The 25,364-nt window shown below is 53.7% G+C and carries 26 protein-coding genes; 22 read left to right on the forward strand and 4 right to left on the reverse strand.

Going from position 1 to position 25,364, the window contains the following annotated elements:
• Positions 1 to 57: 57 nt before the first annotated feature.
• Entirely contained in the window at positions 58 to 1,089 is a 1,032-nt protein-coding gene (locus BLP79_RS07510; RefSeq protein ID WP_090217795.1) for a replication initiation protein, read from the forward strand.
• Between the two features lie 12 nt (positions 1,090 to 1,101).
• A complete protein-coding gene (locus BLP79_RS07515; protein WP_090217798.1) occupies positions 1,102 to 1,656 on the forward strand; it encodes a hypothetical protein in 555 nt (184 codons plus the stop codon).
• Here the strand turns inward: BLP79_RS07515 and BLP79_RS07520 are convergent.
• Positions 1,653 to 2,681: a LacI family DNA-binding transcriptional regulator gene (locus BLP79_RS07520; RefSeq protein WP_090217799.1), complete on the reverse strand. Its 1,029-nt coding sequence runs from the start codon at positions 2,679 to 2,681 to the stop codon at positions 1,653 to 1,655. The genes BLP79_RS07515 and BLP79_RS07520 overlap by 4 nt on opposite strands.
• Positions 2,682 to 2,849: 168 nt before the next feature.
• On the opposite strand from BLP79_RS07520, the gene BLP79_RS07525 reads away from it, so the two are divergent.
• The 8 genes from BLP79_RS07525 to BLP79_RS07560 all read left to right on the forward strand — a co-directional run bounded on the left by BLP79_RS07525 (position 2,850) and on the right by BLP79_RS07560 (position 11,245).
• Positions 2,850 to 4,085: an ABC transporter substrate-binding protein gene (locus BLP79_RS07525; RefSeq protein ID WP_090217800.1), complete on the forward strand. Its 1,236-nt coding sequence runs from the start codon at positions 2,850 to 2,852 to the stop codon at positions 4,083 to 4,085.
• 76 nt (positions 4,086 to 4,161) lie between these two features.
• On the forward strand, positions 4,162 to 5,100 hold the full coding sequence (locus BLP79_RS07530; protein ID WP_232716390.1) for a carbohydrate ABC transporter permease: 939 nt from the start codon (positions 4,162 to 4,164) through the stop codon (positions 5,098 to 5,100).
• A gap of 7 nt (positions 5,101 to 5,107) precedes the next feature.
• Positions 5,108 to 6,064 (forward strand): carbohydrate ABC transporter permease, encoded by a 957-nt coding sequence (locus tag BLP79_RS07535; protein ID WP_090218229.1) that lies wholly within the window; start codon positions 5,108 to 5,110, stop codon positions 6,062 to 6,064.
• A 3-nt stretch (positions 6,065 to 6,067) separates the two neighbouring features.
• Entirely contained in the window at positions 6,068 to 7,150 is a 1,083-nt protein-coding gene (locus BLP79_RS07540; protein WP_090217802.1) for an ABC transporter ATP-binding protein, read from the forward strand.
• Between the two features lie 24 nt (positions 7,151 to 7,174).
• Positions 7,175 to 7,939 (forward strand): sugar phosphate isomerase/epimerase family protein, encoded by a 765-nt coding sequence (locus tag BLP79_RS07545; RefSeq protein WP_090217803.1) that lies wholly within the window; start codon positions 7,175 to 7,177, stop codon positions 7,937 to 7,939.
• A complete protein-coding gene (locus BLP79_RS07550; RefSeq protein ID WP_090217805.1) occupies positions 7,932 to 9,047 on the forward strand; it encodes a Gfo/Idh/MocA family protein in 1,116 nt (371 codons plus the stop codon). The genes BLP79_RS07545 and BLP79_RS07550 overlap by 8 nt, the downstream gene beginning before the upstream one ends.
• Positions 9,048 to 9,065: 18 nt before the next feature.
• Positions 9,066 to 10,124, forward strand: coding sequence for a sugar phosphate isomerase/epimerase family protein (locus tag BLP79_RS07555; protein ID WP_090217806.1), 1,059 nt, complete (start codon positions 9,066 to 9,068; stop codon positions 10,122 to 10,124).
• The gene (locus tag BLP79_RS07560; protein WP_090217808.1) at positions 10,121 to 11,245 is read left to right on the forward strand and encodes a Gfo/Idh/MocA family protein; all 1,125 of its coding nucleotides are present in this window, start codon (positions 10,121 to 10,123) and stop codon (positions 11,243 to 11,245) included. Before BLP79_RS07555 ends, BLP79_RS07560 begins: the two co-directional genes overlap by 4 nt.
• A 43-nt stretch (positions 11,246 to 11,288) precedes the next feature.
• On the opposite strand, the gene BLP79_RS07565 is transcribed toward BLP79_RS07560, so the two are convergent.
• Entirely contained in the window at positions 11,289 to 12,659 is a 1,371-nt protein-coding gene (locus BLP79_RS07565) for a YjiH family protein (RefSeq protein ID WP_090217809.1), read from the reverse strand.
• Between the two features lie 229 nt (positions 12,660 to 12,888).
• Positions 12,889 to 13,788, reverse strand: coding sequence for a LysR family transcriptional regulator (locus BLP79_RS07570; RefSeq protein ID WP_090217811.1), 900 nt, complete (start codon positions 13,786 to 13,788; stop codon positions 12,889 to 12,891).
• Positions 13,789 to 13,950: 162 nt separating this feature from the next.
• Between BLP79_RS07570 and BLP79_RS07575 the strand changes: the two genes are divergently transcribed.
• From BLP79_RS07575 to speB, 7 genes are all read left to right on the forward strand, one after another.
• Complete coding sequence (locus BLP79_RS07575; RefSeq protein ID WP_090217813.1) at positions 13,951 to 14,592, forward strand: cysteine hydrolase family protein; 642 nt, start codon at positions 13,951 to 13,953, stop codon at positions 14,590 to 14,592.
• A gap of 24 nt (positions 14,593 to 14,616) precedes the next feature.
• Positions 14,617 to 15,543 carry a DMT family transporter gene (locus BLP79_RS07580; protein ID WP_090217814.1) on the forward strand — a complete coding sequence of 309 codons (927 nt, stop codon included), beginning with the start codon at positions 14,617 to 14,619 and terminating at the stop codon, positions 15,541 to 15,543.
• A 29-nt stretch (positions 15,544 to 15,572) separates the two neighbouring features.
• On the forward strand, positions 15,573 to 16,610 hold the full coding sequence (locus BLP79_RS07585) for an ornithine cyclodeaminase (RefSeq protein WP_090217816.1): 1,038 nt from the start codon (positions 15,573 to 15,575) through the stop codon (positions 16,608 to 16,610).
• A 3-nt stretch (positions 16,611 to 16,613) separates the two neighbouring features.
• A complete protein-coding gene (gene argE, locus BLP79_RS07590) occupies positions 16,614 to 17,804 on the forward strand; it encodes an acetylornithine deacetylase (RefSeq protein ID WP_232716392.1) in 1,191 nt (396 codons plus the stop codon).
• A 2-nt stretch (positions 17,805 to 17,806) separates the two neighbouring features.
• Entirely contained in the window at positions 17,807 to 18,127 is a 321-nt protein-coding gene (locus tag BLP79_RS07595; protein WP_090217818.1) for a DMT family transporter, read from the forward strand.
• A 133-nt stretch (positions 18,128 to 18,260) separates the two neighbouring features.
• On the forward strand, positions 18,261 to 19,418 hold the full coding sequence (locus BLP79_RS07600; protein WP_090217819.1) for an amidohydrolase: 1,158 nt from the start codon (positions 18,261 to 18,263) through the stop codon (positions 19,416 to 19,418).
• 15 nt (positions 19,419 to 19,433) lie between these two features.
• Positions 19,434 to 20,258 (forward strand): agmatinase, encoded by an 825-nt coding sequence (speB, locus tag BLP79_RS07605; protein WP_090217821.1) that lies wholly within the window; start codon positions 19,434 to 19,436, stop codon positions 20,256 to 20,258.
• Here the strand turns inward: speB and BLP79_RS07610 are convergent.
• A complete protein-coding gene (locus BLP79_RS07610; protein WP_170830462.1) occupies positions 20,194 to 21,108 on the reverse strand; it encodes a LysR family transcriptional regulator in 915 nt (304 codons plus the stop codon). The two genes, speB and BLP79_RS07610, sit on opposite strands and share 65 nt — an antisense overlap.
• A gap of 116 nt (positions 21,109 to 21,224) precedes the next feature.
• Here BLP79_RS07610 and BLP79_RS07615 point away from each other — a divergent pair, with 116 nt between their 5' ends.
• From BLP79_RS07615 to BLP79_RS07635, 5 genes are all read left to right on the forward strand, one after another.
• Positions 21,225 to 22,019: an ABC transporter ATP-binding protein gene (locus BLP79_RS07615; RefSeq protein WP_090217824.1), complete on the forward strand. Its 795-nt coding sequence runs from the start codon at positions 21,225 to 21,227 to the stop codon at positions 22,017 to 22,019.
• Between the two features lie 57 nt (positions 22,020 to 22,076).
• The gene (locus tag BLP79_RS07620; protein WP_170830463.1) at positions 22,077 to 22,850 is read left to right on the forward strand and encodes a transporter substrate-binding domain-containing protein; all 774 of its coding nucleotides are present in this window, start codon (positions 22,077 to 22,079) and stop codon (positions 22,848 to 22,850) included.
• Positions 22,851 to 22,926: 76 nt separating this feature from the next.
• Positions 22,927 to 23,616, forward strand: a complete 690-nt coding sequence (locus BLP79_RS07625) for an ABC transporter permease (protein WP_090218235.1) — start codon at positions 22,927 to 22,929, stop codon at positions 23,614 to 23,616.
• Between the two features lie 3 nt (positions 23,617 to 23,619).
• Positions 23,620 to 24,375 (forward strand): ABC transporter permease, encoded by a 756-nt coding sequence (locus BLP79_RS07630; RefSeq protein ID WP_090217825.1) that lies wholly within the window; start codon positions 23,620 to 23,622, stop codon positions 24,373 to 24,375.
• A gap of 307 nt (positions 24,376 to 24,682) precedes the next feature.
• Positions 24,683 to 25,360 (forward strand): ABC transporter permease, encoded by a 678-nt coding sequence (locus BLP79_RS07635; protein WP_090217827.1) that lies wholly within the window; start codon positions 24,683 to 24,685, stop codon positions 25,358 to 25,360.
• The last annotated feature ends 4 nt before the right edge of the window (positions 25,361 to 25,364 follow it).

Consider the following 25,364-nt stretch of genomic DNA (forward strand, 5'->3'; position numbering starts at 1 on the left):
TTTAGTTTTCTTACACTGAAAAAAACAAAAAGTAAGAGTTGGGCGTAAGCAGTTGAGATGGGCGAAGAGACAAAGAAACCCTATAGCAGCTTAGATGCAAAGCCAAATGCAGACTCGCTGATTAAACCTGGGGAATTGGTGGATCTGGTCGAGGTGACGCCGCTGACGTTGAACGATCGGCGGATTTATAACCTGATGCTTGAACACGCATGGGATGAGATCGACAAACCTGTGGTGCATCATGTGTCCAAAGCGGTTTTGCGGGGGAGCCATAATTCCAACGACCGCATTGGAGAGTCTGTTGAACGGCTGATGCGGGCGATTGTGAAAGTCTCTGTTTTGAAAGATGGCGAACCGGCCATCGAGCGGGTGCAGCTTTTGGGGGGCAACATCGAATTGGAACAGCCCGACGGGATGCTTTATTATGAGATCCCGCGCGCGCTGCGGCGGATCATCAAGAATTCGACCGTATTTGCGCGGTTGCAGAAAGAGGTGATGTTTGCCCTGTCTTCAAAATATGCGCTGACGCTTTATGAGATGGTGCAGAAGCGGGGAAATCTGCGGTTTAAATCTTATGAGAAATTCACCCTTGAAGAAATCCGTGGCATTATGGGTGTGCCCAAGGGCAAGCTGACAACTTGGTCAAATCTGAATTTGCGGGCCTTGTCTCCGGCGGTGGATGAGGTGAATGCACTGTCTGATTATGAGGTGAGCCTGAAACCCTATAAAGAGGGTAGGCGGGTTGCCGGGGTCATGCTGGAGTGGACGCGGAAGTCTGCGGCGGGACAATCGGCTGCGGACCGAGAGCTGGAATATTCCAAAGTGGGGCGCAAGGCGCGGATTGAAGGCCGCGTGGAGCCTGTGATTGAACAACCAAAGTTGAAACCGCGCCCCGCCTGGCTGGATCGGGCCGGAGAGGCGTTGCGCACGGAAACCTATGAAACCGCGAAACTGCGTTTTCCGGGCTATGATATCTATCATGTGGAGTCTGAATGGCGCCAGTGGATGGCTGACAAAGAGGCGCCGCGCGAACCAGACAAAGCCTATTTGGCGTTTTTCCGAAAATTTGCAGAGCGCAATCCGATCTGATCTGGAAGTCCCTTGCCTTTAATCTGGTTTCGGGCTGTTCTGCAGCAGTTTGAAGCCAATGTATTGAGTGACCCTGTTCATATGGCAGAGATTAGATCAAAAGGGCGCGTCCCGCGGCATTTGCCTGTCCTGCGCACCCAACCTTATCCGCCGTTTGCCTTGATTTTGCGGGCGATCTGGTTCGGTGCGCTTGCCGTTTTGTTGCTGCCTTTGGCGCTGGGGTTTATCTTGCTTTTTGTCTTTGGTTTCATGGAGCAGATACTGCCGGAACCGGTGTTCATGCTGGGGTTTGTTGCGGGAATGGTTCTGGCCGGATCTGCGGTTATAACCGCCATGGCGATTGGACCTGCTGCGATTTTGGCGGCTTTGGCTTTTACTTATGGATACGGTGGGTGGCTGGTTGCGACCGTGACAGGAGCGCTGATTGCACTGATCACCTGTTCGTACATAGATTTTCTAAGGGATCAGTATGTATTGGTGCTGACGTTTGGCGTTTTCTTTGGTGCGGGGTTCTGGGGCTGCGCTTATCGGGCTGTGCCAGAGGTGTTTTCCGAGCCAAAGCGTTAGGGCAGCAGGGGGGCGGTGCTGTCGCGGGGCACTAGATTGGTTGGGATCTGGTGAATTTGTGCGTAATCACGGCTGCTGTCTTTGGAGATGCACTCCATCAGCAAGACCGCAGCGGCATAGCCCAATTGAAAGCGGTCCTGGCGAATGGTGGTGAGGGCAGGGGTAACAAATTCAGCCATTTCAATGTCATCAAAGCCCACAACGCTAAGGTCGTTTGGCACGCGGATGTCATGACGTTGCAATTCTGAAATCAGGGCGATGGCTTGAATGTCTGAGGCGCAGAAAATCGCAGTGGGGCGGTCTTTTAGCTTGAGGAACCTTTGGGCAGCTTTGCGGCCGTCGGGCAGGGAAAATCCTGCCGGGATCACCCATTCGGCGCGGGGCGCAATGCCAAGCCCGGTGAGTTCAGCGACCGCGCCGTCGCGGCGTTCAAGGCTTAGTACATTGCCTTCGGGACCGGTGATATGACCGATTTTTCGATGGCCCAGATCATAAAGATGACGAATAGCGTCGCGCGCCCCTTGTCGATTGCGTGAGCGCACCGAGGGAAAATCAGCCTGATTGGTCCATTCGCAGGCAAAGACGATCTTGTCACGATGGGTCGGGGCGGTGAGAGAGGAAATGGCGTCTTGTGGCAGGCTGCCATCCAGCACGATCATGCCATCTGCGCGCCCGTCATTGAGGTAATCGATCAGGCGTTCGCCAGAGTCGCGGATCTGGGTCATGCCTGCCACCAGCATGGAATAGCCAGTGCCGCTGAGATGGTCAGAGATGCCTTCAAGGATTTCAGAAAAGAAGGGATTGGACAGGTCTGGCAGGATCACAAGCGCTGTGTTGGATCGCTGGGTGCGCAGGTTGCGTGCGGCGCGATTCACCCGGTATCCGGTCTGCTCAACCGCCTTGAAAACCACTTCTCTGGTGCGTTCAGAGACCTTGTCGGGGGTAGAGAGCGCGCGGGACACGGTTGCAGTTGATACCCCTGCCGTGCGTGCAACGTCCTGAACTGTAGTGGCTTTTTCTGACACGAGCTTTCCTTGAATTTGATCTTGGATGTAATCGATTACCTTTGTTGTTGACAAGCTTATTTGACTCAGACCAAGAATGTAATCGATTGCATGAAGTGACGATCGCGGGAGTAACGCAATCAAAATCGGAGAAAGGGTGTCAGGTGATGCCCGGTCTGGGAGGACAAAATGACAACTCTTTTGAAGGGATTTTTGGCGTCCACGGTGTTGACCACCGTTGCGTCTGTTTCATCAGCGGTAGAGCTGGAGGTGACCCATTGGTGGACCTCAGGCGGAGAGGCGGCAGCGGTGGTGGAATTTGCCAATGCGTTTAATGCCACAGGCAACACCTGGGTTGATGGTGCGATTGCGGGGTCGGGGGGGACGGCGCGTCCGATTATCATCAGCCGTATTCTGGGTGGTGATCCAATGCATGCAACCCAGTTGAACCATGGTCGCCAGGCTGAAGAGCTGGTGGAAGCCGGTTTGATGCTGGACCTGACAGATGTGGCCGAGGCTGAAGGGTGGAAAGAGATTGTAAATCCGTCGTCCCTTTTGGACAGTTGCACGGTTGATGGCCGCATTTACTGCGCGCCGGTCAACATCCATTCTTGGCAATGGATCTGGTTGAGCCACAAAGCTTTTGCGGATGCAGGTGTTGAGGTGCCCGGCAACTGGAATGAATTTATTGCCGCCGCACCCGCGCTGGAGGCTGCGGGGAAGGTGCCGCTGGCGATGGGGCAGCAGCCCTGGCAGACGGCGGGTGCCTTTGATGTGATGACCATAGCGTTGGCAGGGCCCGAGGTCTGGACCGATGTTGTGATGAACAAAAATGCCGATGCGGTTCAGGGGGCAGCCTATACGGAAGTCTTTGAAGCCGCCGCCACCGCGCGCACGCTTGCGGCAAACTCAAATGTGCAGGATTGGAACCTTGCCACCAATCTGGTGATCACCGGGCAGGCCGGGGGCCAGATCATGGGCGATTGGGCACAGGGTGAATTTGCCTTGGCTGGAAAGACAGCAGGCGTGGATTACACCTGTCTGCCGGGGCTGGGCGTTAATCAGGTGATTTCAACCGGGGGTGATGCGTTTTATTTCCCAAAACAGGATGATCCCGCAATTGAGGCCGCGCAAAAAGAGCTGGCGGCGTTGTTGCTGTCTCCTGAGGTGCAGGTGGCGTTTAACCTGAAGAAAGGATCTTTGCCGGTGCGGGGGGATGTGGATCTATCGACGGCAAATGACTGTATGCAAAAGGGGCTGGAAATTCTGGCCTCGGGTGCAATCCTGCCGGGGTCTGATCAGGCGTTTTCACCTGATACGCAATCAGAAATCAAAGATCTGATGGTGGAGTTCTGGAACGACAGCACGATTTCAGCCTCGGCGGCACAAGAGCGTTACGCCGATATTATCGCAAACGCAGATTGATCGGCGGCGTTTGGGTCGGGTGTTGGGGTGCCCGGCCTGAACGGTGGATGAACACACGCTCATGAAGGCTGAATATATGTCGCTCATCTCGACAGAGACAGAAGCTATGCACAGGCAGGATCGCGGTGCGAAAAAGCCCATTCGTCTGTTTCGCAACTTAAATGCCAAAGTTGCAGCGCTGCCGATGATTTTTACCGCTTTGGTTATTTTCATCGGGTGTACGCTGTGGACCATCTATCATTCGTTCACCAAATCCAGATTGCTGCCGGCGCCGGAAAAATGGGTGGGGCTGGATCAGTATGAACGTTTGTGGAGCACCCGGAGATGGCTGGTTTCGATTGAAAATCTGGTGATCTACGGAGCCTGCACGCTCGTGTTGAGCCTTGTGATTGGCTTTACCTTGGCGGCGCTTCTGGATCGTAAAATCCGCGGTGAAAACATATTCCGCACCATCATCCTATACCCTTTTGCGTTGAGCTTTATCGTGACCGGGCTGGTCTGGCAGTGGATTTTAAACCCTGAATTTGGGATCCAGTCGATTGTGCAGTCTTTGGGCTGGGAGCGCTTTGCCTTTGATCCCCTGAACAATGGGCAGATTGTGATCTATGGTATTTTGATTGCCGGGATCTGGCAGGGATCCGGATTTATTATGGTGATTATGCTGGCGGGGCTGCGCGGCATTGATCAAGAGATCTGGAAGGCGGCGCGTGTGGATGGGATCCCCGCCTGGAAGACCTATATTTTTATCGTGATCCCGATGATGAAACCTGTGTTTATCACCGCATTGGTGATGATCGCGTCGGGGATTATCAAGGTCTATGACCTTGTGGTGGCGCAGACCTCTGGCGGGCCGGGGATCGCATCAGAGGTGCCCGCGAAATACGTTATTGAGAAGATGTTTGAAGCGCAAAATCTGGGTCAGGGTTTTGCGGCCTCCACCATGATGCTGGTATCGGTTCTGGTGGTGTTGATCCCTTATATCTACCTGCAATTGGGAGGATCGCGCCGTGGTTGATCTGCCGATGGAACCTTCGGGGCCAAAGCCGCGCGTACGGCTGAGCCGGGCAAACATCATGCTGTATGGCATTTTGCTGCTGGTGAGCCTGTATTACCTACTGCCGCTTTATGTGATGGTTGTGACCTCGTTAAAGGGCATGCCTGAAATCCGTATGGGCCATCTGTTCAGCCCACCGATGGAGGTGACGTTTGAACCTTGGGTGAAGGCCTGGTCTGAGGCCTGCACCGGCATCAATTGTGATGGGTTAAGCCGGGGATTCTGGAATTCTGTGCGAATTTTGATCCCTTCGGTGCTCGTGTCTATCGGCGTGGCCTCGGTGTCGGGCTATGCGCTGACGAATTGGCGTTTTAAAGGGTCTGAGACCTTTTTCACGATTTTGATTTTTGGCGCCTTCATTCCCTATCAGGTGATGATTTACCCGATTGTGATTTTGCTGCGTGAAGCCGGTGATCTTGTCACGCCGATTGCGCAATCGGCAAACCCGGCGCTGGAACTGTTGGGGCTGGAGCCCTTTGGCAAGGTGCGGATCATGGGATCGTTGAGCGGGCTTGTCTTTGTGCATACGATTTTTGGCATGCCCATCCTGACCTTGCTGTTTCGCAACTATTTTGCCTCATTGCCTGATGAATTGTTTAAGGCTGCGCGCGTGGACGGGGCGGGATTTTGGGGCATTTACTTTCGGATCATGGTGCCCATGTCCCTGCCGATTTTTGTGGTGGCGATTATTTTGCAGGTCACAGGGATCTGGAACGATTTCCTGTTTGGCGTGATCTACACCAAGCCGGAAATCTATCCGATGACTGTGCAGCTGAACAACATCGTGAATTCGGTGCAGGGCGTCAAAGAATATAACGTCAATATGGCGGCAACCCTGCTGACGGGGCTTGTGCCGCTGATCATCTACTTCGCTTCTGGCAAACTGTTTGTGCGCGGCATTGCTGCAGGCGCGGTGAAAGGCTAATCCATGACTTCTGTATCCATTCGCAATCTGGATCTGAATTTTGGCGCGATAAATGTGCTGAAAAATCTGAACCTTGAGATTGAGCAAGGCGAATTTCTTGTCCTGTTGGGGGCATCGGGCTGTGGCAAGTCAACCTTGTTGAATTGCATCGCAGGCCTGTTGGATATTTCCGCCGGTCAGATCCATATTTCCGGGCGCAATGTCACCTGGGCAGAGCCAAGCGAACGCGGCATCGGCATGGTGTTCCAATCATATGCGCTTTATCCGCAGATGACGGTTGAGGGGAACCTGTCCTTTGGTCTGAAGAACCAGAAGATGGCGCGCGCAGAAATTCAGGAACGGGTGGCGCGGGCAGCAAAGATTTTGCAGATCGAACCGCTTTTGAAACGTAAACCAGCCGCTTTGTCAGGGGGGCAGCGACAGCGCGTGGCCATTGGGCGCGCTTTGGTGCGTGATGTCGATGTGTTTTTGTTTGATGAACCTCTGTCCAATCTGGATGCAAAATTGCGCACGGACCTGCGGGTCGAGTTGAAGCGTCTTCATCAGCAGCTTGGCAATACAATGATCTATGTCACCCATGATCAGGTGGAAGCGATGACGCTGGCAGACCGCATTGCCATCATGAAAGATGGGATTGTGCAGCAGCTTGATAGTCCGGAAGAGATCTATTTGAAGCCCTGCAATAAATATGTGGCGGATTTTATCGGCTCTCCAGCGATGAACCTGTTCAAGGGGGAAATCGTGACCGGTGACACCCCCGGTTTCGTGGCGAATGGGATCAACACGGGTCTTGCGGGCTATGGCTTTGAACGCCCTGTCACCGGGGGAGCAGCATGGATGGGCATACGTCCTGAGCATATTTTACTGGGTCAGGCTTGTGAGGGGGCCACAGTTCAGACTGAGGCCTTGGTCGATATCGTTGAACCCATGGGATCTGACACATTGTTATGGGTGCACTCTGCGGGCCAGCAGATGCGCGTTCGCACCGAGGGGCAAAGTAAGATCAAATCCGGTGATCGGATCAAATTGGGGTTTAACGCTGCGCAGGCGCATCTGTTTGATGCCACCAGCGAGATGCGGCTTTGAACCATAGATATAAGGGGATTTCGGATGTCATTTTCTATTCAACTTTATTCACTTCGCGCGGTTCCTGATCAGCTCGCCCTGCTGCAGCAGCTGGCCGAGATGGGGATCACCCAAGTGGAAGGGTATGGCGGCGTTTTTGCAGAGCCTGAAAGCTACCGCAGGGCAATGGATGCGGCGGGGATTACGATGCCGACGGCGCATCTGGGTGTGCAGCTGTTTGAGGGGGGCGTTGAATCTGTTGTTGCGCTGACGCAAACGCTTGGGATCAAAAAAGCCTTTGCGCCTTATCTGGATGAAGCGGAGCGTCCCACCACAAAAGAAGGGTATGCGGCGTTTGCAGGTAAACTGGTGGCGTGCGCGCAGGCGCTTGCGCCATATGGGGTGATCTACGGCTGGCACAATCACGATTTTGAATTTGTGCCGCTGGCGGATGGCTCCATCCCCATGGAGGTGATGTTAGAGGCGGAGCCTTCGTTACATTGGGAGGTGGATCTGGGGTGGTTGCTGCGCTCAGGTGCGGATCCTGTGCTTTGGCTCAATCGATATGCGGGTCAAATACAGGCATTCCACATCAAAGACATCGCTGCAGAGGGTGAAAATCTGGACGAAGACGGTTGGGCAGATCTGGGGGCAGGCACCCTAGATTGGGCCGCATTGATTGCAACCTGTCAAAGGCTTTGTCCGGATGCGGATCTGGTTTTGGAACATGATAACCCAAGTGATCCAATACGGTATGCGGTGACTTCGGCCGCGGCGCTTTCATCAATTTTAGGAGGAGACCATGGCTGATTTGAATGTTGGTCTGATTGGATGTGGAAATATTTCAGCGGCCTATCTGCGGCTTGCGCCTATGTTTAACGGCTACAAGATCACCACTGTCGCTGACATCGATGCAAGTGCGGCGGAAGCGCGGGCAAAAGAATTTGGCGTGCGGGCGGATACTGTTGAAGGGCTGCTGGCCAGTGCGGATATTGATCTGGTGGTCAATCTGACAATTCCTGCGGTCCATGCGGAAGTGTCGAAAAGCATTCTGAACGCGGGCAAGCATGTTTATTCCGAAAAACCCTTTGTGCTGTCTGTAGAGGAAGGGCGGGCATTGGCCACGCTGGCAGCAGAAAAGGGCCTGCGGGTCGGGTCTGCGCCAGATACGTTTATGGGCGGCGCGCATCAATTTGTGCGCAACCTGATCGATGCGGGCACGGTGGGTGAGATTACCTCTGGCACCGCCATGGTGCAGTCTTTTGGGATGGAGCATTGGCATCCCAATCCCGATTTCTTTTATCAACCGGGAGCGGGCCCTGTTCTGGATATCGGGCCGTATTACATTTCAAATCTGGTGCAGCTGATTGGGCCGGTGAAACGGGTGACGGGGTTTGCGAAATCTGCGCGCACCACGCGCACGATTGCCTGCGGGCCGCGCAATGGCGAAGAGATCCGGGTCGGCACCCCAACCACCCTGCATGCGGTTTTGGAATTCCATAGTGGTGCAGTGATTACCTTGATTGCCAGCTGGGATGTCTATGCGCATGGCCATTCCAAGATGGAGCTTTACGGGTCTGAGGGGACCGTTTTTGTGCCGGATCCCAACTTTTTTGGCGGCGAGGTGCGGGTGACTGCGCGGGATCAGGCGCGTGACCTGACGCAATGGACGCATCCGTTTTCAGTGCCAAATGATGCCGAACAGGCAAATTATCGTGGGGCAGGTCTGGCGGATATGGCGCGCGCTTTGGTCGAAGGGGGCGCGCATCGCTGTTCGTTGGAGTTTGCACTGCATGTCGTTGAGGTGATGACGGCTATCTTGCAGGCCGGTGAAACCGGGCAGGTGATCGATCTGACAACCAGATGTGACCGTCCTGAACCGATTGGCCCCGAGGCTGCAGCGCAGTTGTTGGCGTAACCCGAAAAGGAGGCTGTTATGGCGAAAACGATGAAAGGCCCTGGCCTGTTTTTGGCGCAGTTTTTGGGGGATGTTGCCCCGTTTGATTCACTGCCCAATATTGTAAAATGGGCAGCTGATTTGGGATATAAGGCGGTTCAGATCCCCAGCGGGGATGCGCGCGTGTTTGATTTGGAACGCGCCGCAAGCAGCCAGACCTATTGTGATGAGGTGAAGGGCATTTGCGCGGTACATGGCGTTGAAATATCAGAACTCTCCAGCCACATCCAAGGTCAGCTGCTGGCGGTGCACCCGGCCTATGCGCAGCAGATGGATGCTTTTGCGCCGGTCGCGCTGCGGGGTAAGCCAAAAGCGCAACAGGAATGGGCTGCGGAGCAGTTGATGCTGGTGGCCAAGGCCTCTGCCAATCTGGGGCTGTCAGGATCTGTCAGCTTTACCGGCTCGCTTGCGTTTCCATATCTCTACCCCTGGCCCCAGCGCCCGGCCGGGCTGATCGATGAGGCGTTTGCGGAACTTGCGCGCAGGTGGACGCCGATTTTGGAGGCCCATGATGCCGCAGGCGTGGATGTGGGGTTTGAACTGCATCCGGGCGAAGATGTGTTTGATGGCGCAACGTTTGAACGGTTTTTAGCGGCGGTGGGGGACCACCCGCGCTGTATGATCAATTATGATCCTTCGCATTTTGTGCTGCAGCAGCTCGACTATCTGGAGTTCATCGATATCTATCACAGCCGCATCAGTGCCTTTCACGTCAAAGATGCTGAATTTAACCCAACCGGGCGGCAGGGGGTGTATTCCGGCTATGAAACCTGGACCAATCGCGCCGGGCGGTTTCGCTCGCTTGGCGATGGGCAGGTGGATTTCAAAGGCGTGTTTTCCCGGCTGGCCGCCCATGGCTATGATCGCTGGGCGGTGTTGGAGTGGGAATGCTGTTTGAAACATCCCGAAGATGGTGCGGTCGAAGGGGCGCAATTTATCAAGGATCATATCATCCGTGTCACACCAACAGCGTTTGATGATTTTGCGGCCACTGATATGGATGCCGCCACCTTTCACCAGATGATGGGGATTTCATGAGGCGGCTTCAGCTTGGTATGGTGGGGGGCGGTGAGGGCGCCTTTATTGGGGAGGTGCATCGCATTGCCGCGCGACTGGATGGGCATTTTGATCTGGTGGCGGGTGCGTTTTCGTCAGATGCTGAACGGGCGCATCAATCCGCGCGGGATCTTGGGGTTGAAGCTGCGCGCAGCTATGCAGATTTTCGCGAGATGGCCAAAGCAGAGGCGGCGCGCGCGGGTGGGATTGATGCGGTGTCTATTGTGACGCCGAACCATTTGCATGGTGAAATCGCGATGGCCTTTCTGGAGGCTGGGATCGCGGTGATATGTGACAAGCCGATGACAGCGACATTGGAACAGGCCGAGGCCTTGACTGCGGTTGCAAAGCGCACAAAGACCCCGTTTTTTCTGACCCATAATTATACGGGATACCCCATGGTCCGGCAGGCCCGCGATATGATTGCACAGGGTGCGCTTGGTGCGTTGCGTCTGATTGATGTCGCATACCTGCAGGATTGGCTGACGCGGCCAACGGACCCCGCGCACAAGCAGGCAAGCTGGCGCATCAATCCTGATCTGTCAGGGGGCGGCGCCATTGGGGATATCGGCAGCCATGCCTATAATCTGCTGCGATTTGTGACAGGGTTAAGGCCCGAAACAGTTTCGGCGCAGCTGCGCAGTTTTGTGCCCGGGCGCGCGGTGGACGACGATGTGCGTGCGACCCTGGCGTTTGCGGGAGAGACCTATGGCCAGCTGTGGGCCAGTCAGGTGGCTGTGGGCAATGAAAACAATTTGTCATTGAAGATCTATGGGGAGGCTGCCGCGCTGGAGTGGCACCAGGAGCGACCTGATCAGCTGATCTACACAGAGTTTGGCGCGCCGCGACAGATCCTGACGCGCGGCGGAGCGGGCGCAAATGCTGCGGCGCGGGCCGTGACGCGGGTTCCGAATGGCCACCCCGAGGGCTACCTTGAAGCATTTGCTACGCTCTACGCCGAGGCCGCATCTGTGCTGCGCGGCGAAGCCTGTGAAACGGTGGTGGGCATCGAAGATGGTTTAGAGGGCATGAGGTTTATTGATGCCTGCCAAACGTCATCCCGGCAAGGGGGGGCCGCTGTCACATTTGCCGCGTCTGATTAGGGCCGCCAGCCTTTGTTGTATGAGGCTGGCGGTATATTTCAGATTAGGTCAGACCGTAAAGTCTGCCCATGATGAGAGCGATCGGGACGGCCACCGCTGTTTTCAGCAAAAAGACCAACACCAGATCAATGAACCGCAGCGGGATTGCTGATTTCAGCAAGATCGCGCCAGTTTCGCTCATGCAGATGACGGTGACTGTACCAGTGATGCAGATCACGAATTTGGTCAGTTGCGAGTCAATGCTTTCTGCGGCGAGGAAAGGCAGCAAGAGATCTGCAAAGCCAACTAGAAAGGCGGGTGCGGCTTCGCTGGCTTCGGGCATTCCGATTGCAGAAAGCAAAGGTTCTACCGGAATTGCGATAAAGGTGAAGATCGGCGTGAATTCGGTTGCGACAAGCGCCAGAATGCCGATGACCACGATGAGGGGAAAGACCGACATGTAAAGTTCAAAGGTTGTGAGCACACCGTCTTTCAGGATTTTGCCCAGACCGGGGGCTTGCTCTGCCTTCTTGTACGCGATGTCTCGGGCTTGTTGCAGTTTGGTTTGACTGTCGTCCTGTTGTTCGTTCAGCAGCGGGTTCTTCTGGCCCTGATAGAAGTCGTCAGATTTGAGCGAAAGGGGCGGAACACGTGCGATGACCATTGTTGAAATCACGCCAACCACAAACAGGGTAAAGAAAAAGTAGAGGAATGTGCCCACATCCAACCCGCCAATGCTGGTGCTGTAGATAAAGACAGCGGGCATGGAAATGGTGCCAAATCCAAGGCACAGAATGCTGACTTCGCGTGCGGAATACATGCCTTTTTTATAGTCTATATCTGCAGCGATAATGCCATTGGTGCCAGAGCCAATCCACGAGGTCGCGGTCAAAACGGACGCCCGGCCTGGTAGGCGAAACAGCCGTTTGAACAGAGGTTGCAGGTAGACGCCGATGAATTCGACGCCGCCGAAATCCAGCAAAAGCGGCAATAGGGTTGTTGCGAGAAAGAAGATCACCAAAAGCGAAGGCATCAGATAGATGATGATAATTTCGCCGGTGTATTCGTTCCAGATCGCCTCGTGACCGATTTTCCAATACGCCATGATGGATAAAACCGCAGCGGCTGCGCGGAACAGGACAGAAGCCCATGAGGTTACGAATATGGATCTGAAATATTTGTTCATACCGGCCCCACCGGTGAGCGTGCCCAGAAGAGAGCCAAGGGCGGAGACCACCATCAGCGCCACGATGACAAGCGGAAGCTGATCTTCGACAGGGGCGCTGATTTTTTCCTGAAGTAATGAGATCAGGATGGTGAGTTCGCCGTCCCATTTGAACGGGATCATAAAAAACGCGAACCCGAAAAAGGATCCTATGATCATCTTGATCCAGACCTGGCTGGATTTTTGAGGGGAGTGAGTGTCTGTTCCCATAGCGGTGTCCCGAGTTGGAGCGACCAACCCGTCGAAGGGCCCCGAAGTGAAGCATCCGCAGGAAGGATTGCGGCGCGGGTTTTTGAGCGTGGTCGATGTTATGTTCAGATTGATCCTGCAAGGCAGGTCAGATCTGTTCATCAATGTGTCACAAGCCCAAAAAATCAGGGAACGCGAATAACGTTCGCTCAGCGGTGGATAAACCGTTTCTATGTGGTGATGCGCAGTGTCAGGCTGTAAAATTCTCTTTTTGCGCTTCCGCGATCAACCAGTCCCGCAGCACGATAGAGGCAGAATTTGAAGGTGTGTTTTCATCAATGGCGACGCGATACCAAGTGCACCGGATGGTGCGTTCGTCTGTTTTGACCAATTGGCCTGATGCCAGTTCGCGGGCGCAAATGATAGCGTCTGCCAGCACCATGCCTTCACCATCAATGGCCGCTTCGATTGCAAGGGACAGATCAGAATGTACCTTGCCGGTGTTCCAACGCGTGCTGTCTTGATTAAATTCGGTGAACCAGTGTTGCCAGATGTGGCGCCCATTGTCGTGGATCAGGGGGATATCTACCAAAGCTTTGGTGTGATTGGCGACAAAGTCTTCTGGAACTTTGAACTTTGCTGCAGCAGGAAAGCCATCAATGGGGAACAGGCGTTCATTGTCGGTGCGGCTTCTTAACAGCCGTTCCTCGAAATGAACAATGAGATCGACCTGATCTTCGTCAATAGAGGGTGTGCGCCATTCCGACCGTAGGTTGCATTCGATTTTGGGGTGTTGTTCGCAAAAATCGGTGATTTTTTTCCTGAGCCAGCGAGAGGCAATTGCGGGTTCGGCGGAGATGTTGACCGTTCCAGATTGGGACAGGCGCAGGATATTGTCGCAGGCATCGCTGAGGATCTGCAATCCATAGGCGATCTGGGGTTCCAGATGTTTGCCGTCTTCGCTCAACTCAATTCGGTTGCTGTGCCGTTCAAACAGGGGAACCTGCAGCCAATCTTCAAGGTTTCTGACATGTTGGCTGACGACGCTGTGGCTGACGTGCAGCTCTGCTGCGGCCTTTGCAATGCTGCGATTGCGTGCCGCAGATTCAAATGCGCGCAGGGCGTTTAGGTGACGAAGAGAGTTGAACATGGATCGACCGTAGGTTTTAGCTTCGCTGAGTGCAAGTTAAATCTAATTTTGAAATGTCTAGCTAAATCGTAGGCTTGGCCGAAGTTTGCACATTTTGTCATCTCAATTCTTCGAGATTGCATAATTTGCGTGCAATTTAAAGCTTAACCGGAGGATATGAGCATGGCCAATCCAAACCAAGTGCGTCGAGATCTGATCGAAGGCAATGCTGCGTTGCTGGTGATTGATATTCAAGCCGGCATTTTCATTGGAGCTGATGATGATCAGCGCAGTATCGATCACATGCCGGGGCACACGGATCGGCTGCGCAAGGCCCGGATTGCCATCGACAAAGCCCGTGAAAGCGACATTCCCGTTATCTTTATTCAAGAAATCCACCGGGCCAATCTGGTCGATTTCGGTCGTGAACTGGATGGGGAAGAGGATGTGCACTGTTTGGACAACACCCCAAACACGGGGATTGCGCGTGCTGAAACTGGATTTCGGGATGATGATTATCTGATCCAGAAACGCCGCTATTCCGCGTTTTATGGGACGGATCTTGAAATTTTGCTGAAGGGGTTGAAGGTTGAAACCCTTTTGATGGTCGGCGGTTTGACCAATGTCTGTGTGCATTACACCTTTGCGGATGGACATCAGGGTGACTATTTTTGCCGGACCATTGAAGATTGTGTGGCCGCATCCAGCACCCAAGCGCATGATGCCGCATTGGCGCAGATGGAATATCTGCAAGCGGGCGGTGTGCGCAGCTTGAGTGAAACGCTTGAGGCGATGGATGCTTATGCAGCCAAACGCGCTGTTTAGCACATTGCGGATCAGAGCGTTCCTATGGCGATCTTAAATTCCAATCTGGCGGCCGCTTTTCTGGCCCTGTTGGCCTCGGCCATCCTGAGCTTTTCAGATAATTTTGTGGCGGCACTTTCTGAGATTTCCGGGCTTTGGCAGTTTCAGGTGGTTCGCACGCTGTTTGCGGTGCCCATGATTGTCATCGTTGCGATGCTCTTTGGGATTTCCCTAAGACCGCGCCAGCCCGGGGCTTTGATTTTGCGAAGCGTGACCGTTGCGGGCGCTTTGCTGGTTTATTTTGCCACATTGGGATTGTTGCCCGTTTCACAAGCCGGTGCCGGTCTGTTCAGCGCGCCGATTTGGGTGATGTTGTTTTCGGTGACGGGACTAGGGAAGCGGATTGGTCGCCGTCGTGTGGTGGCCATGGCGGCCGGGTTTATTGGTGTCTTGCTGTTGTTGCAGCCTGATTTGAGCAATCTGACGGCGCTGTCTGTCTTGCCGCTTCTTGCGGGGGCGCTTTATGGGCTGGGGGCCTTGTTCACCAAACACTTTTGTGAAGCTGAAAGCGCGCCGGTTCTGGCACTGGGGGTGTTTGTCACCATGGGGCTGGCCAGTCTGGGGCTGTTGAGCTTTTTCACGCTTTATCCGCTGCCTGTTGAACAACAACAATTTTTCAGCCGAGGCTGGGAGGGGATCAGTGCGCAGTTTCTGATACTGACCTTTGGCCAGGCGGTTGGAGCAACGGTGGCTGTGTCGGTGATTGCCCAGGCCTACAGGGCAGGGGAAACCGATTTTGTCGCGGTTTGTGAATATTCCTTTCTGGTGTTCGCCGCTGTCTGGTCTTTTGTTTTGTGGGGACAAACAACCGATTTTTTGGCGCAGATCGGGATCGTGACCATTCTGATTTCAGGCACGGTCATGTTCATTTTGGATCGCAACGCTGCCAGTCGTGATCGTCAGATCCGGTAATCAAACTCACTCAATAACTAGGATATACGATGGACTTTAAATTCTCACCACTGGCCTATGTGCCCTTTGTCTCTGTTGAAAATATGATCAAGCTGGTCAATTCGATTGGGGTTGAGGTCTTTATGTCGGAGTTGGCCGATGCGATTGAAGCGGATTTCAAACGTTGGGAGCTGTTTGACAAGACGCCGCGGGTGGCGAGCCATTCAGATGTGGGTGTGATCGAGCTGATGCCGACCTCTGATGGTGATATGTACGGGTTTAAATATGTAAATGGTCATCCCAAGAACACCAAAGAGGGGCTGCAGACCGTTACCGCCTTTGGTTTATTGGCAGAGGTGGACAGCGGGTATCCAAAACTGTTGACAGAGATGACCTTGCTGACGGCGCTGCGCACGGCTGCGATGTCTGCGCTGGTGGGACGTCATTTGGCGCCAAAGGGATCAAAAACCATGGCGATGATTGGCAATGGCGCGCAATCAGAGTTCCAATGTCTGGCCTTCAAGGCTGTGTGCGGCATCGAGACGGTGCGTCTTTATGATATCGACCCGGCGGCAACTGCGAAATGTGCAGAAAACCTGGAGAAAGCCGGAGTGAATGTGGTGTCCTGCAAAACAGCTGAAGAGGCGATTGAGGGCGCACAGATCATCACCACCTGCACCGCAGACAAGCAATATGCGACCATCTTGACCGATAACATGGTTGGCGATGGGGTGCATATTAACGCAATTGGTGGTGATTGCCCCGGTAAGACCGAGGTGGCCGAAGCGGTCTTGCGTCGATCCGAGATTTTTGTGGAATATCCACCGCAAACACGTGTCGAGGGTGATATTCAGCAATTGCCTGAGGATTATCCGGTGACGGAACTGTGGCGCGTGATGCGGGGTGAAGCCGAAGGGCGCACCCATGCGCGCCAGATCACCTTTTTTGACAGTGTGGGCTTTGCGGTCGAAGATTTCAGCGCGTTAAAATATGTTCGTGCAAAGATCGAGGGAACGGATTTCTTTGAGCATCTTGATATGCTTGCAGATCCAAAAGACCCGCGCAACCTATATGGGATGTTGAGCTGAACCATGCAGATGCAAGCAGAGATATATTCACAGGCGCAAATCATTCTTGACCGTTTGATTGCCTTTCCAACGGTCAGTGATGACAGCAATACAGCGCTGGTGGACTATGTCGATGCTTATCTGCGCTCATACGGTGTAGCCCCTGTGCGGGTGCCGCATGGCAGCGCGCCAAAGGACGCGCTTTATGCCCATATCGGACCTGTCATTGAGGGCGCCGTGGTTCTGTCGGGGCATAGTGATGTTGTGCCGGTCGCAGGTCAGAACTGGGACAGCGATCCGTTTCAACTGACCGAGCGAGAGGGCAAACTGTTTGGGCGCGGAACCTGTGATATGAAGGGGTTTGTCGCCCTTGCGCTGGCGACGGTTCCCCATGCGGTGAAGGCGGATTTGAAACGGCCTTTGCAAATCGCGCTGAGCTTTGACGAAGAGGTTGGCATGACCGGTGCGCCAGTCATGCTGGACCACATGGAGAAGCATGGTGTGCCGCGTGGCGGCGCGGTGATTGTGGGAGAGCCGACATCCATGGATCTGGTCACCGCCCATAATGGTGGATTTGGCTACAGGGTCCATGTGCATGGATATGAGGTGCATTCCTCTATCATGCACAAAGGGGTGAGTGCGGTTATGATGGCGGCACGACTGATTGAATGGGCCAATCAAGTGAACGAAAAGGCGGCCGCGCGCCCGCCAGAAGGGATTAACAAGACCTTTGATCCGCATTACTCGACCGTTCATGTCGGGGTGATTTCCGGTGGAACAGCGTTGAATATCACGGCCAAAGATTGTGAATTCATCACCGATTTTCGCATTGTGCCGGGTGATGACTACACCGTTTTGATGAAGGCGTTTGAAGCCGAAGTTGCCCGGCTTGATGCCGCGATGAAGGCGGTGCGGCCAGAAGCGGGTATCAGTCTTGATCTGGACTTCCATGTGCCCGGATTTATGGGGGAGCCAGACAATGCCGCGGTGGCACTGGCCCGGCGTTTGTCGTCTTCCCAGACCGGACGTGTGGTGAGCTTTCTGACCGAGGCTGGCCTGTTTCAGCAGCGCGGATATCCCACCGTCGTTTGTGGCCCCGGCGATATCGCGCAGGCGCATCAACCCAATGAATTCATCACTTTGGAGCAGGTCTCAAAAGGGGCGGATTTTATGACCCGATTGGTTGAGGATCTTTGCGCGGATGCACAGAGCTGAAGATGGCTTGGTTTATTTTGATGATGGCCGGTGTCTTTGAAATCGGTTGGGCTGTTGGGCTTAAATATGTGGATGGGTTCTCGAAACCTTTGCCGCTTGTGGTGACGGCATTTTGTATGATCGTCAGCGTCACCCTGCTTTCGATTGCCTTGCGCGATATTCCCTTGGGCACCGGGTATGCCATCTGGACTGGGATCGGGACCGCCGGGGCGGTGCTGTTTGGTATTTTCTATCTTGCAGAACCTGCAAGCATTTGGCGACTGATGTCGATTGGGTTGATCCTTTTGGGGGTCTTGTCGTTGAAGGTGCTGCCGTCTTCCTGATTTTCGCGGCGTCACTGACGGAAAATCGATTGCTGAGCGACAGTTATTCGCAAGCTGCGCATTGCGCGGCTTATGCGATAGTGGTGCTGAACCCAAGGCACCTGCCTAAGATTTTGTGATCAAAGGATAAAAAATGCTGACAAATTCCGATATTGCTGAACTGACAGAGTTTCGGCGCGCGCTTCACAAACGGCCTGAGCTGTCAGGTGAAGAGGTTGAAACCGCAGCTGCGATTGTGGAGGCGTTGAAACCTTTGAACCCAGACCGTGTTTTAAAAGGTCTTGGGGGCCATGGGGTTGCGGCGGTGTTTGACAGCGGTGTTGAGGGGCCAACGGTGTTGTTTCGCGCGGAATTGGACGCGCTGCCTATTCAGGAAATATCAGACAACCCGTGGAAATCTGAAATCGATGGCAAAGGCCATCTGTGCGGCCATGACGGGCATATGACGATGTTGTTGGCCTTGGGGCGTCAGATCGCGCGGGAGCCGGTTGCAAAAGGGCGCGTGGTTTTGATGTTCCAACCCGCTGAAGAAGATGGCAGCGGGGCCAAAGCTGTGGTGGCGGACCCGGCCTATCAAGAGATTGCAGCAGATTGGGCCTTTGCCATTCATATCGAACCGGGGCGCCCATTTGGATATGTTTCCACCAAAACCGGTTTGGTAAATTGTGCGTCTCAGGGTTTAAAGATCAACTTAACCGGTAAAACAGCCCATGCGGCTGATCCTGAAGATGGTGTTTCCCCGGCGCAGGCCGTAGCGGCTTTGGTGCCTGCACTGGATGGTTTGGGGCAGGGGGGGCGTTTGGATGATGATTTTCGTTTGGTAACGATCACTCATGCGCAAATTGGCGCGCCAACCTTTGGCGTGGCACCGGGGGAGGCTGTTATCTATGCCACCTTACGCACGGCGCAGGACAGCGCGATGGATCAGATTGACCAAGATGCACGCGCTTTGGCGATGGCTGAGGCGGAAAAACACGGTCTTGATGTTTCGTTTGAGGTTTTTGATGCCTTCGCAGCCTCGATCAATGATCCTGAGGCTACGGAGATTGCGGTTGGCGCGATGACCGCTATCGACGTCGAGAGCGGTGATTATGGTTTGCCGATGCGTGCTTCTGAGGATTTTGGTGTCTTTGGCTGGGGGGCCAAAGCAGCGATGCTATGTCTTGGGCCCGGAGATGACTATGCGGCATTGCACAACCCCGACTATGATTTCCCCGATGATTTGATCCCCGTAGGCGGAGCGATTTTTGAACGCATCACCCGTGATCTTTTGGGGCGTGCAGAGCGCTAACGCAGGAGTGCGATCATGATAAAACTACTGGGTTTGCCGCAAGACAATAACAGCAGCTATATGACAGGGCCCGCCTTGGGTCCTGCGCGCATTCGGGAGGCGTTTGTTTGCGACTCTGCTAATATGTGGACCGAAACCGGATTTGATCTGGGGGATAAAACCCTGTGGCAGGATCTGGGGGATGTGGATCTTGGCGCAAAAGGTGGTAGCGAGGCTTTTGCTGCGATCCATGATGCGGTTTTGATGACGTTAAAGGACGGGCACCAGCTGCTGTGCCTTGGTGGTGATCATTCGGTCGCCTTTCCGGTGATTGCAGCCCATGCGGAACATTACGGCGATTTGAATGTTTTGCATATTGATGCCCACCCGGACCTCTATGATGAGATGCAGAGCAATCCTTTCAGCCATGCGTCTCCTTTTGCGCGATTGATGGAAAGTGGCAGGATCAAAAGGCTTGTGCAAGTTGGTATTCGCACTCTGAATGGGCACCAAAGGGAGCAGGCTGAGCGTTTTGGCGTTGAGATACACGAGATGCGGGATCTTAGCGGTGTGTCAGAGATTGCTTTTGAAGGGCCGGTGTACCTGTCTTTTGATTTGGACGCTCTGGACCCGGCCTTTGCGCCGGGCGTGTCCCATTATGAACCAGGGGGCCTGTCAACGCGCGCCGTTTTGAATATTGTTCACAGCTTCAAAGGCCAGCTAGTTGGGGCGGATGTGGTGGAATTGAACCCGCATCGTGACCCGGCTGATATCACGGCAATGGTCGCCGCCAAGATCACAAAAGAGCTGATGGGGCGTTTGCTGACAGATGCGCATGCCGTGTCAGCAGCCATTCGGTGAAGGTGCTGGCTGCGGGTTTGGTCTGATCTGTTTTGGGGCTTGCGATCGCATACCAGACACAGTGGATGTCGCGATCATCCAAACGCAGCAAGGTGCCATTGCGTATGGCTTGTTCACAGAGGGTATCGTCTGCGAGGATGATGCCCTCGGCATCGGTTGCAGCGTGAATGGCCAATAACAGGTCTGAATAGACACGCCCTTTTTCCCATGTCTGGCTTTCGGGTTCATGGGTTGCATACCATTTGTGCCAGATCTCGCGCCCGTTGTCATGAACAAGGGGTGCGTTTGCCCAATCGATGCGACCATCGCGTCTTGGCAATTTTTCTGCCAGCTCCGGGGCACAGGCGGGATAGCCTTGAATTGGAAAAAGACGCTGTTTTTTAATACCTTTCTGCGGCAGCCGTGTTTCAAAATGAAGTATGAGATCGGCATGATCTTCGCCCAATTGCGGGGGCTGCCAAGCGGGGCGTAATTCGATGTCGATATTCGGAAACTCATCACAGAAGGCCGCGATATGTTTGCGCAGCCAAAGCGCTGCGAGGGCAGGTTCGGCGCTGACCACAAGCGTGCCCTTTTGAGTGGTTCTGAGAAGGTCTGCGCAAGCGTCTTTTAAGGTCTGCAGACCTGCTGAGACGCGTGGCAACAAAGAGCGGCCATCGTCGCTGAGGGTGATCCGATTGCCTGTGCGCAGGAAAAGGCGGGTGTCGAACCAGGCTTCCAAATTCTTGATATGCTGGCTGACCACCGAATGGCTGACGTTGAGTTCAGCCGCAGCTTTGGAGATGCTTTCGTATCGTGCGGCCGCTTCGAAAGCGCGCAAAGCGTTCAGATGGCGAAGAGATGTTGTCATGAATACAGCGTAGCGAAAACCATCACTGAGAGCCAGTTTTTCCTGTTTTTCTAAAATTATCAGCGTCGCTACCCTGTTGGACATCGGATTAACCCCAACAATTGAGAAAGCATCGCATGGCCGCATTTGACACAAATATCGATGCCAACCTATCGCTTGAGGTTCGCGATCTTCACAAATCTTATGGTTCTTTGGAGGTGTTGAAAGGCGTGTCGCTGGAGGCGCGACAAGGGGATGTGATTTCCATGTTGGGTTCGTCTGGATCCGGCAAAAGCACCTTTTTGAGATGCATCAACCTGCTTGAAACACCCAATGCGGGATCGATCATCGTGCATGGTGAAGAAATCGAGTTGGGTCACAACAAACACGGTGCCTTTCGCCCCAAAGACAAACGTCAGGTGGAACGCATTCGCGCCCGGTTGGCGATGGTTTTTCAATCGTTCAATCTGTGGTCCCACATGACCGTTTTGGAAAATGTCATTGCGGGACCGGTTCATGTGCTGAAGCAGCCAAAAGCGGAGGCGATTGAAAAGGCAAAGGCCGTGCTTGAGCGCGTCGGCATGTATGAGCGCCGCGATTATTATCCCAGCCATATTTCAGGAGGCCAGCAACAGCGCGCGGCGATTGCCCGTGCTCTTGCGATGGACCCTGAGGTGATGCTGTTTGATGAACCGACCTCTGCGCTTGACCCGGAACTGGTGGGTGAGGTTTTGAAGGTCATCCGGTCGCTGGCGGAAGAAGGCCGCACCATGGTTGTTGTGACCCACGAGATGGGGTTTGCGCGCGACGTCTCAAACAAGGTGATTTTCCTGCATCAGGGGCTCATCGAGGAGCAAGGCCATCCTGATGAGATGTTTGAAGCGCCAAAAACCCAGCGTTTCCACGATTTTCTTGCGAATACCCGCGACTAAAAGCGGTGCCCAACGCCGCATCCTAAATCCATAAATTCCTCACAGGGAGATAAAGAGATGAAACTGACAAAGACCTTTTTGGCTTCAGCTTTTGCTGTTGCTACATTCATGACAGGTGGGATCGCTGCGGCAGAAACCCTGCGTATTGGGGTTGAGGGCGCCTATCCTCCGTTTTCAAAGAAAGAAGCGGATGGATCTTTGTCGGGGTTTGATATCGAGATTGCCCAAGCGCTTTGTGCGGAGCTGAACCGTGAGTGTGAGCTGGTTGAGCAGGAATGGGACGGTATGATCCCTGCGCTTTTGGCGCGCAAATATGACGCAATCGTTGCGTCTATGTCGATCACAGAGGACCGGAAGAAGAAGGTCGATTTCACTGAAAAATACTATGATACGCCGACCCGCTTTATTGCCAAAGAGGGGGCCGCTTTTGATCTGACCAAAGAGGGAACAGCTGGGCTGAAGATTGGTCTTTTGCGCGGAACAACGATGCAATGTTACGTTGAAAAGCATTTCCCGGAGGCAGATTTGAAGCTTTATAATACGCAGGAAGATGTGTTTGCAGATCTTGTGGCGGGACGTTTGGACATGCAGCTGAACAATACATTGCAGGCGCTGGATGGGTTCTTGAACACCGATCAGGGCGCGGGTTTTGCATTCTTGGGCGAAAATCTGGACGATGTTTCCTGCTTGGGAGAAGGCACCGGGATTGCGGTCCGCAAAGGAGATGGGCTTTCAGCTGAGTTGAATGCAGCGATTTTGGCGATCCGTGCAAACGGCACCTATAAAACCATCAACGACAAATATTTCGAGATCGATATCTACGGCAAATAAAGCCGGTTTTGCTGCGGGGGCTGTGCGGCCTTCGCAGCCTTTCGCGATGTGTGAAACCTGTTTGAGCGGCGGTCGTATGGAAACAATTATTCAATATAGGCAAGTTCTGATTGATGGAACGATTGTGACAGTCTCCCTGGCTGTTCTGTCGTTGTGCCTTTCGATTGTCTTTGGTCTTTTGGGGGCTTTTGCCCAGCTGTCTGAAGCGGTTGCTCTGCGCCGACTGGGCGGGTTTTATACGATGTTTGTGCGCGGTGTGCCTGAACTGGTTCTGATGATGCTGATCTTTTTCGGCGGTCAGCTTTTGATCAATGATATCGGACATATAACAGGCCTTTGGGGCTATGTGGATGTGAACCAGTTTTTTGCAGGGGTTCTGACGCTTGGCTTTATTTTTGGGGCCTATATGGCCGAGACTTTCCGGGGCGCAATCCTTGCGATCCCGGTTGGGCAGATTGAGGCCGCAAAATCTGTTGGCATGTCCGCCCGACAGGTCTTTACGCTTGTGACTTGGCCACAAATGGTGCGCTATGCCCTGCCCAGTTTTACGAACAACTGGTTGGTGCTGGTCAAGGCAACGGCGCTTGTTTCGGTGATTGGGCTGCACGATCTGGTGTGGAACGCGTTTTCTGCAGGGCGTTCGAACCACAAGCTTTTCACGTTCATGATTGCGGTCTTGGCGATTTATCTTGTCATCACAGCTCTGTCGGATCTGGCTTTGCGTTGGGTTGAGCGGAAATACAACGCGGGCACAAGAAAGGCGTGATTTATGGAAGCTGAACAGAGCTTTTGGGCGTATTTAAGTGCGTTTAGTGAAACGCAATCGCCGCTGGATTTTGTCTTGATTTATGACAATCTCGACAAATTTTTTGAGGGTGCGCTTGTCACCTTGCAATTGACCTTTCTTGCGCTTTTGATTGGTGGGCTGATGGCCATTCCTATGGCGCTGGCCCGTGCCAATAAGATCAGTGTTTTGAACCCGATCATCTGGGTTTATACCTATGCCTTTCGCGGGACGCCTTTGTTGGTGCAGACCTATTTGTTTTATTTTGGGCTGGGGCAGTTTGAAGCCGTTCGGGAGAGCTTTTTGTGGTCACCCATTTTAAGTGATCCTTGGTGGTGTGTGTTGATCGCCTTCACGCTGAACACTGCCGCCTATACAACAGAATTTCTGCGCGGCGCGATCGAGACCACCCCGCGGGGTGAAATTGAAGCCTCTGTCGCGGCGGGGATGTCGCCTTGGTTGCGTACACGGCTGATTGTATTGCCAAACGCCTTTCGGCGGGCATTGCCTGCCTATTCCAACGAGGTGATTTTCACTCTGCACGGATCGGTGATTGCCAGCACAGTCACGCTTCAGGATCTTTTGGGGGTGGGGCGCTGGTTGAACGGGCGATATTACCTTGCGTATGAAGGGTTTGTGACAGCGATGCTGTTTTATATGGCGATTGTTTTTCTTATCACAATCGCATTCAAAGCGGCTGAAAAACGTTTTCTGCGCCATCTGCGGCCGCGTGTCGGCTAAAGAAGTTTACACATAAAGCACAGCGTCTGAGGCGGCACCTTCAAAAGGTGCCGCCTCTTGCTATTCAACCTATAGATTAATTTCTTTAAAATCAGTTTTGCGACACGTGCAGTGCATAGCTCTCACTTGGTCTATTGGAGAGATACTGGTGGGTGGTGGGGCTGCCTGAGTTGGTTTATCTGGCGTGCGATCTAAAATTAGTGACGGAAAGCCACAAGCGAAGGCCTGCAGATATTCTCAGGCTGGTGTCTAACCTAAGACCCTCGTTGTGCTGAACAAGTGATCATCAATTGAAAAGGACATTTTTGTGGAAACACTCGTTTTCATTGGGCAAAATCTTGACGTGATCGCCGAACGGACTGTTCAGCATGTGAGCATTGTGGGTGTTGCAATCGGGCTTGCCATTCTGACGGGTGTTCCGATTGGTATCCTGATCACGTTGAATGCACGCGCGGCCAGCATTGTGCTTTATGTTGCCGCGATCATCATCACCATTCCATCCATTGCGTTGTTTGGTCTTATGATCCCGATCCTGTCGTTGATTGGTCAGGGCGTGGGTTATCTGCCTGCGGTGATTGCCGTGTTGTTGTATTCGCAGCTCCCAATTATTCGAAACACCTATACGGCGATTTCTAATGTTGATCCTGCTCTGCGTGAGGCGGCGCGGGGGTTGGGGATGACGCCGAGCCAGCGGTTGCGGCGTGTCGAAATTCCTTTGGCGATCCCGGTGGTTATGGCTGGAGTTCGCATTGCGGTGGTCATGAACATCGGCATTACGGCCATTGCCGCCTATATCGGAGCGGGTGGCCTTGGCGTGTTTATCGCACGCGGTATTTCGCAATCAGATCCACGTCAGCTGATTACGGGTGCTTTGTTTGTGTCACTGCTTGCGATTGTCAGTGATTATTTCCTGATGTGGCTGCAGCGCAGGCTGACACCGGCCTCTTCCTCCTCTCGCGCTGCTGGTCCCTCAGAACTCGGATAGATCT

Origin of the sequence: Epibacterium ulvae (assembly GCF_900102795.1) — a bacterium.
Lineage (GTDB): Bacteria > Pseudomonadota > Alphaproteobacteria > Rhodobacterales > Rhodobacteraceae > Epibacterium > Epibacterium ulvae.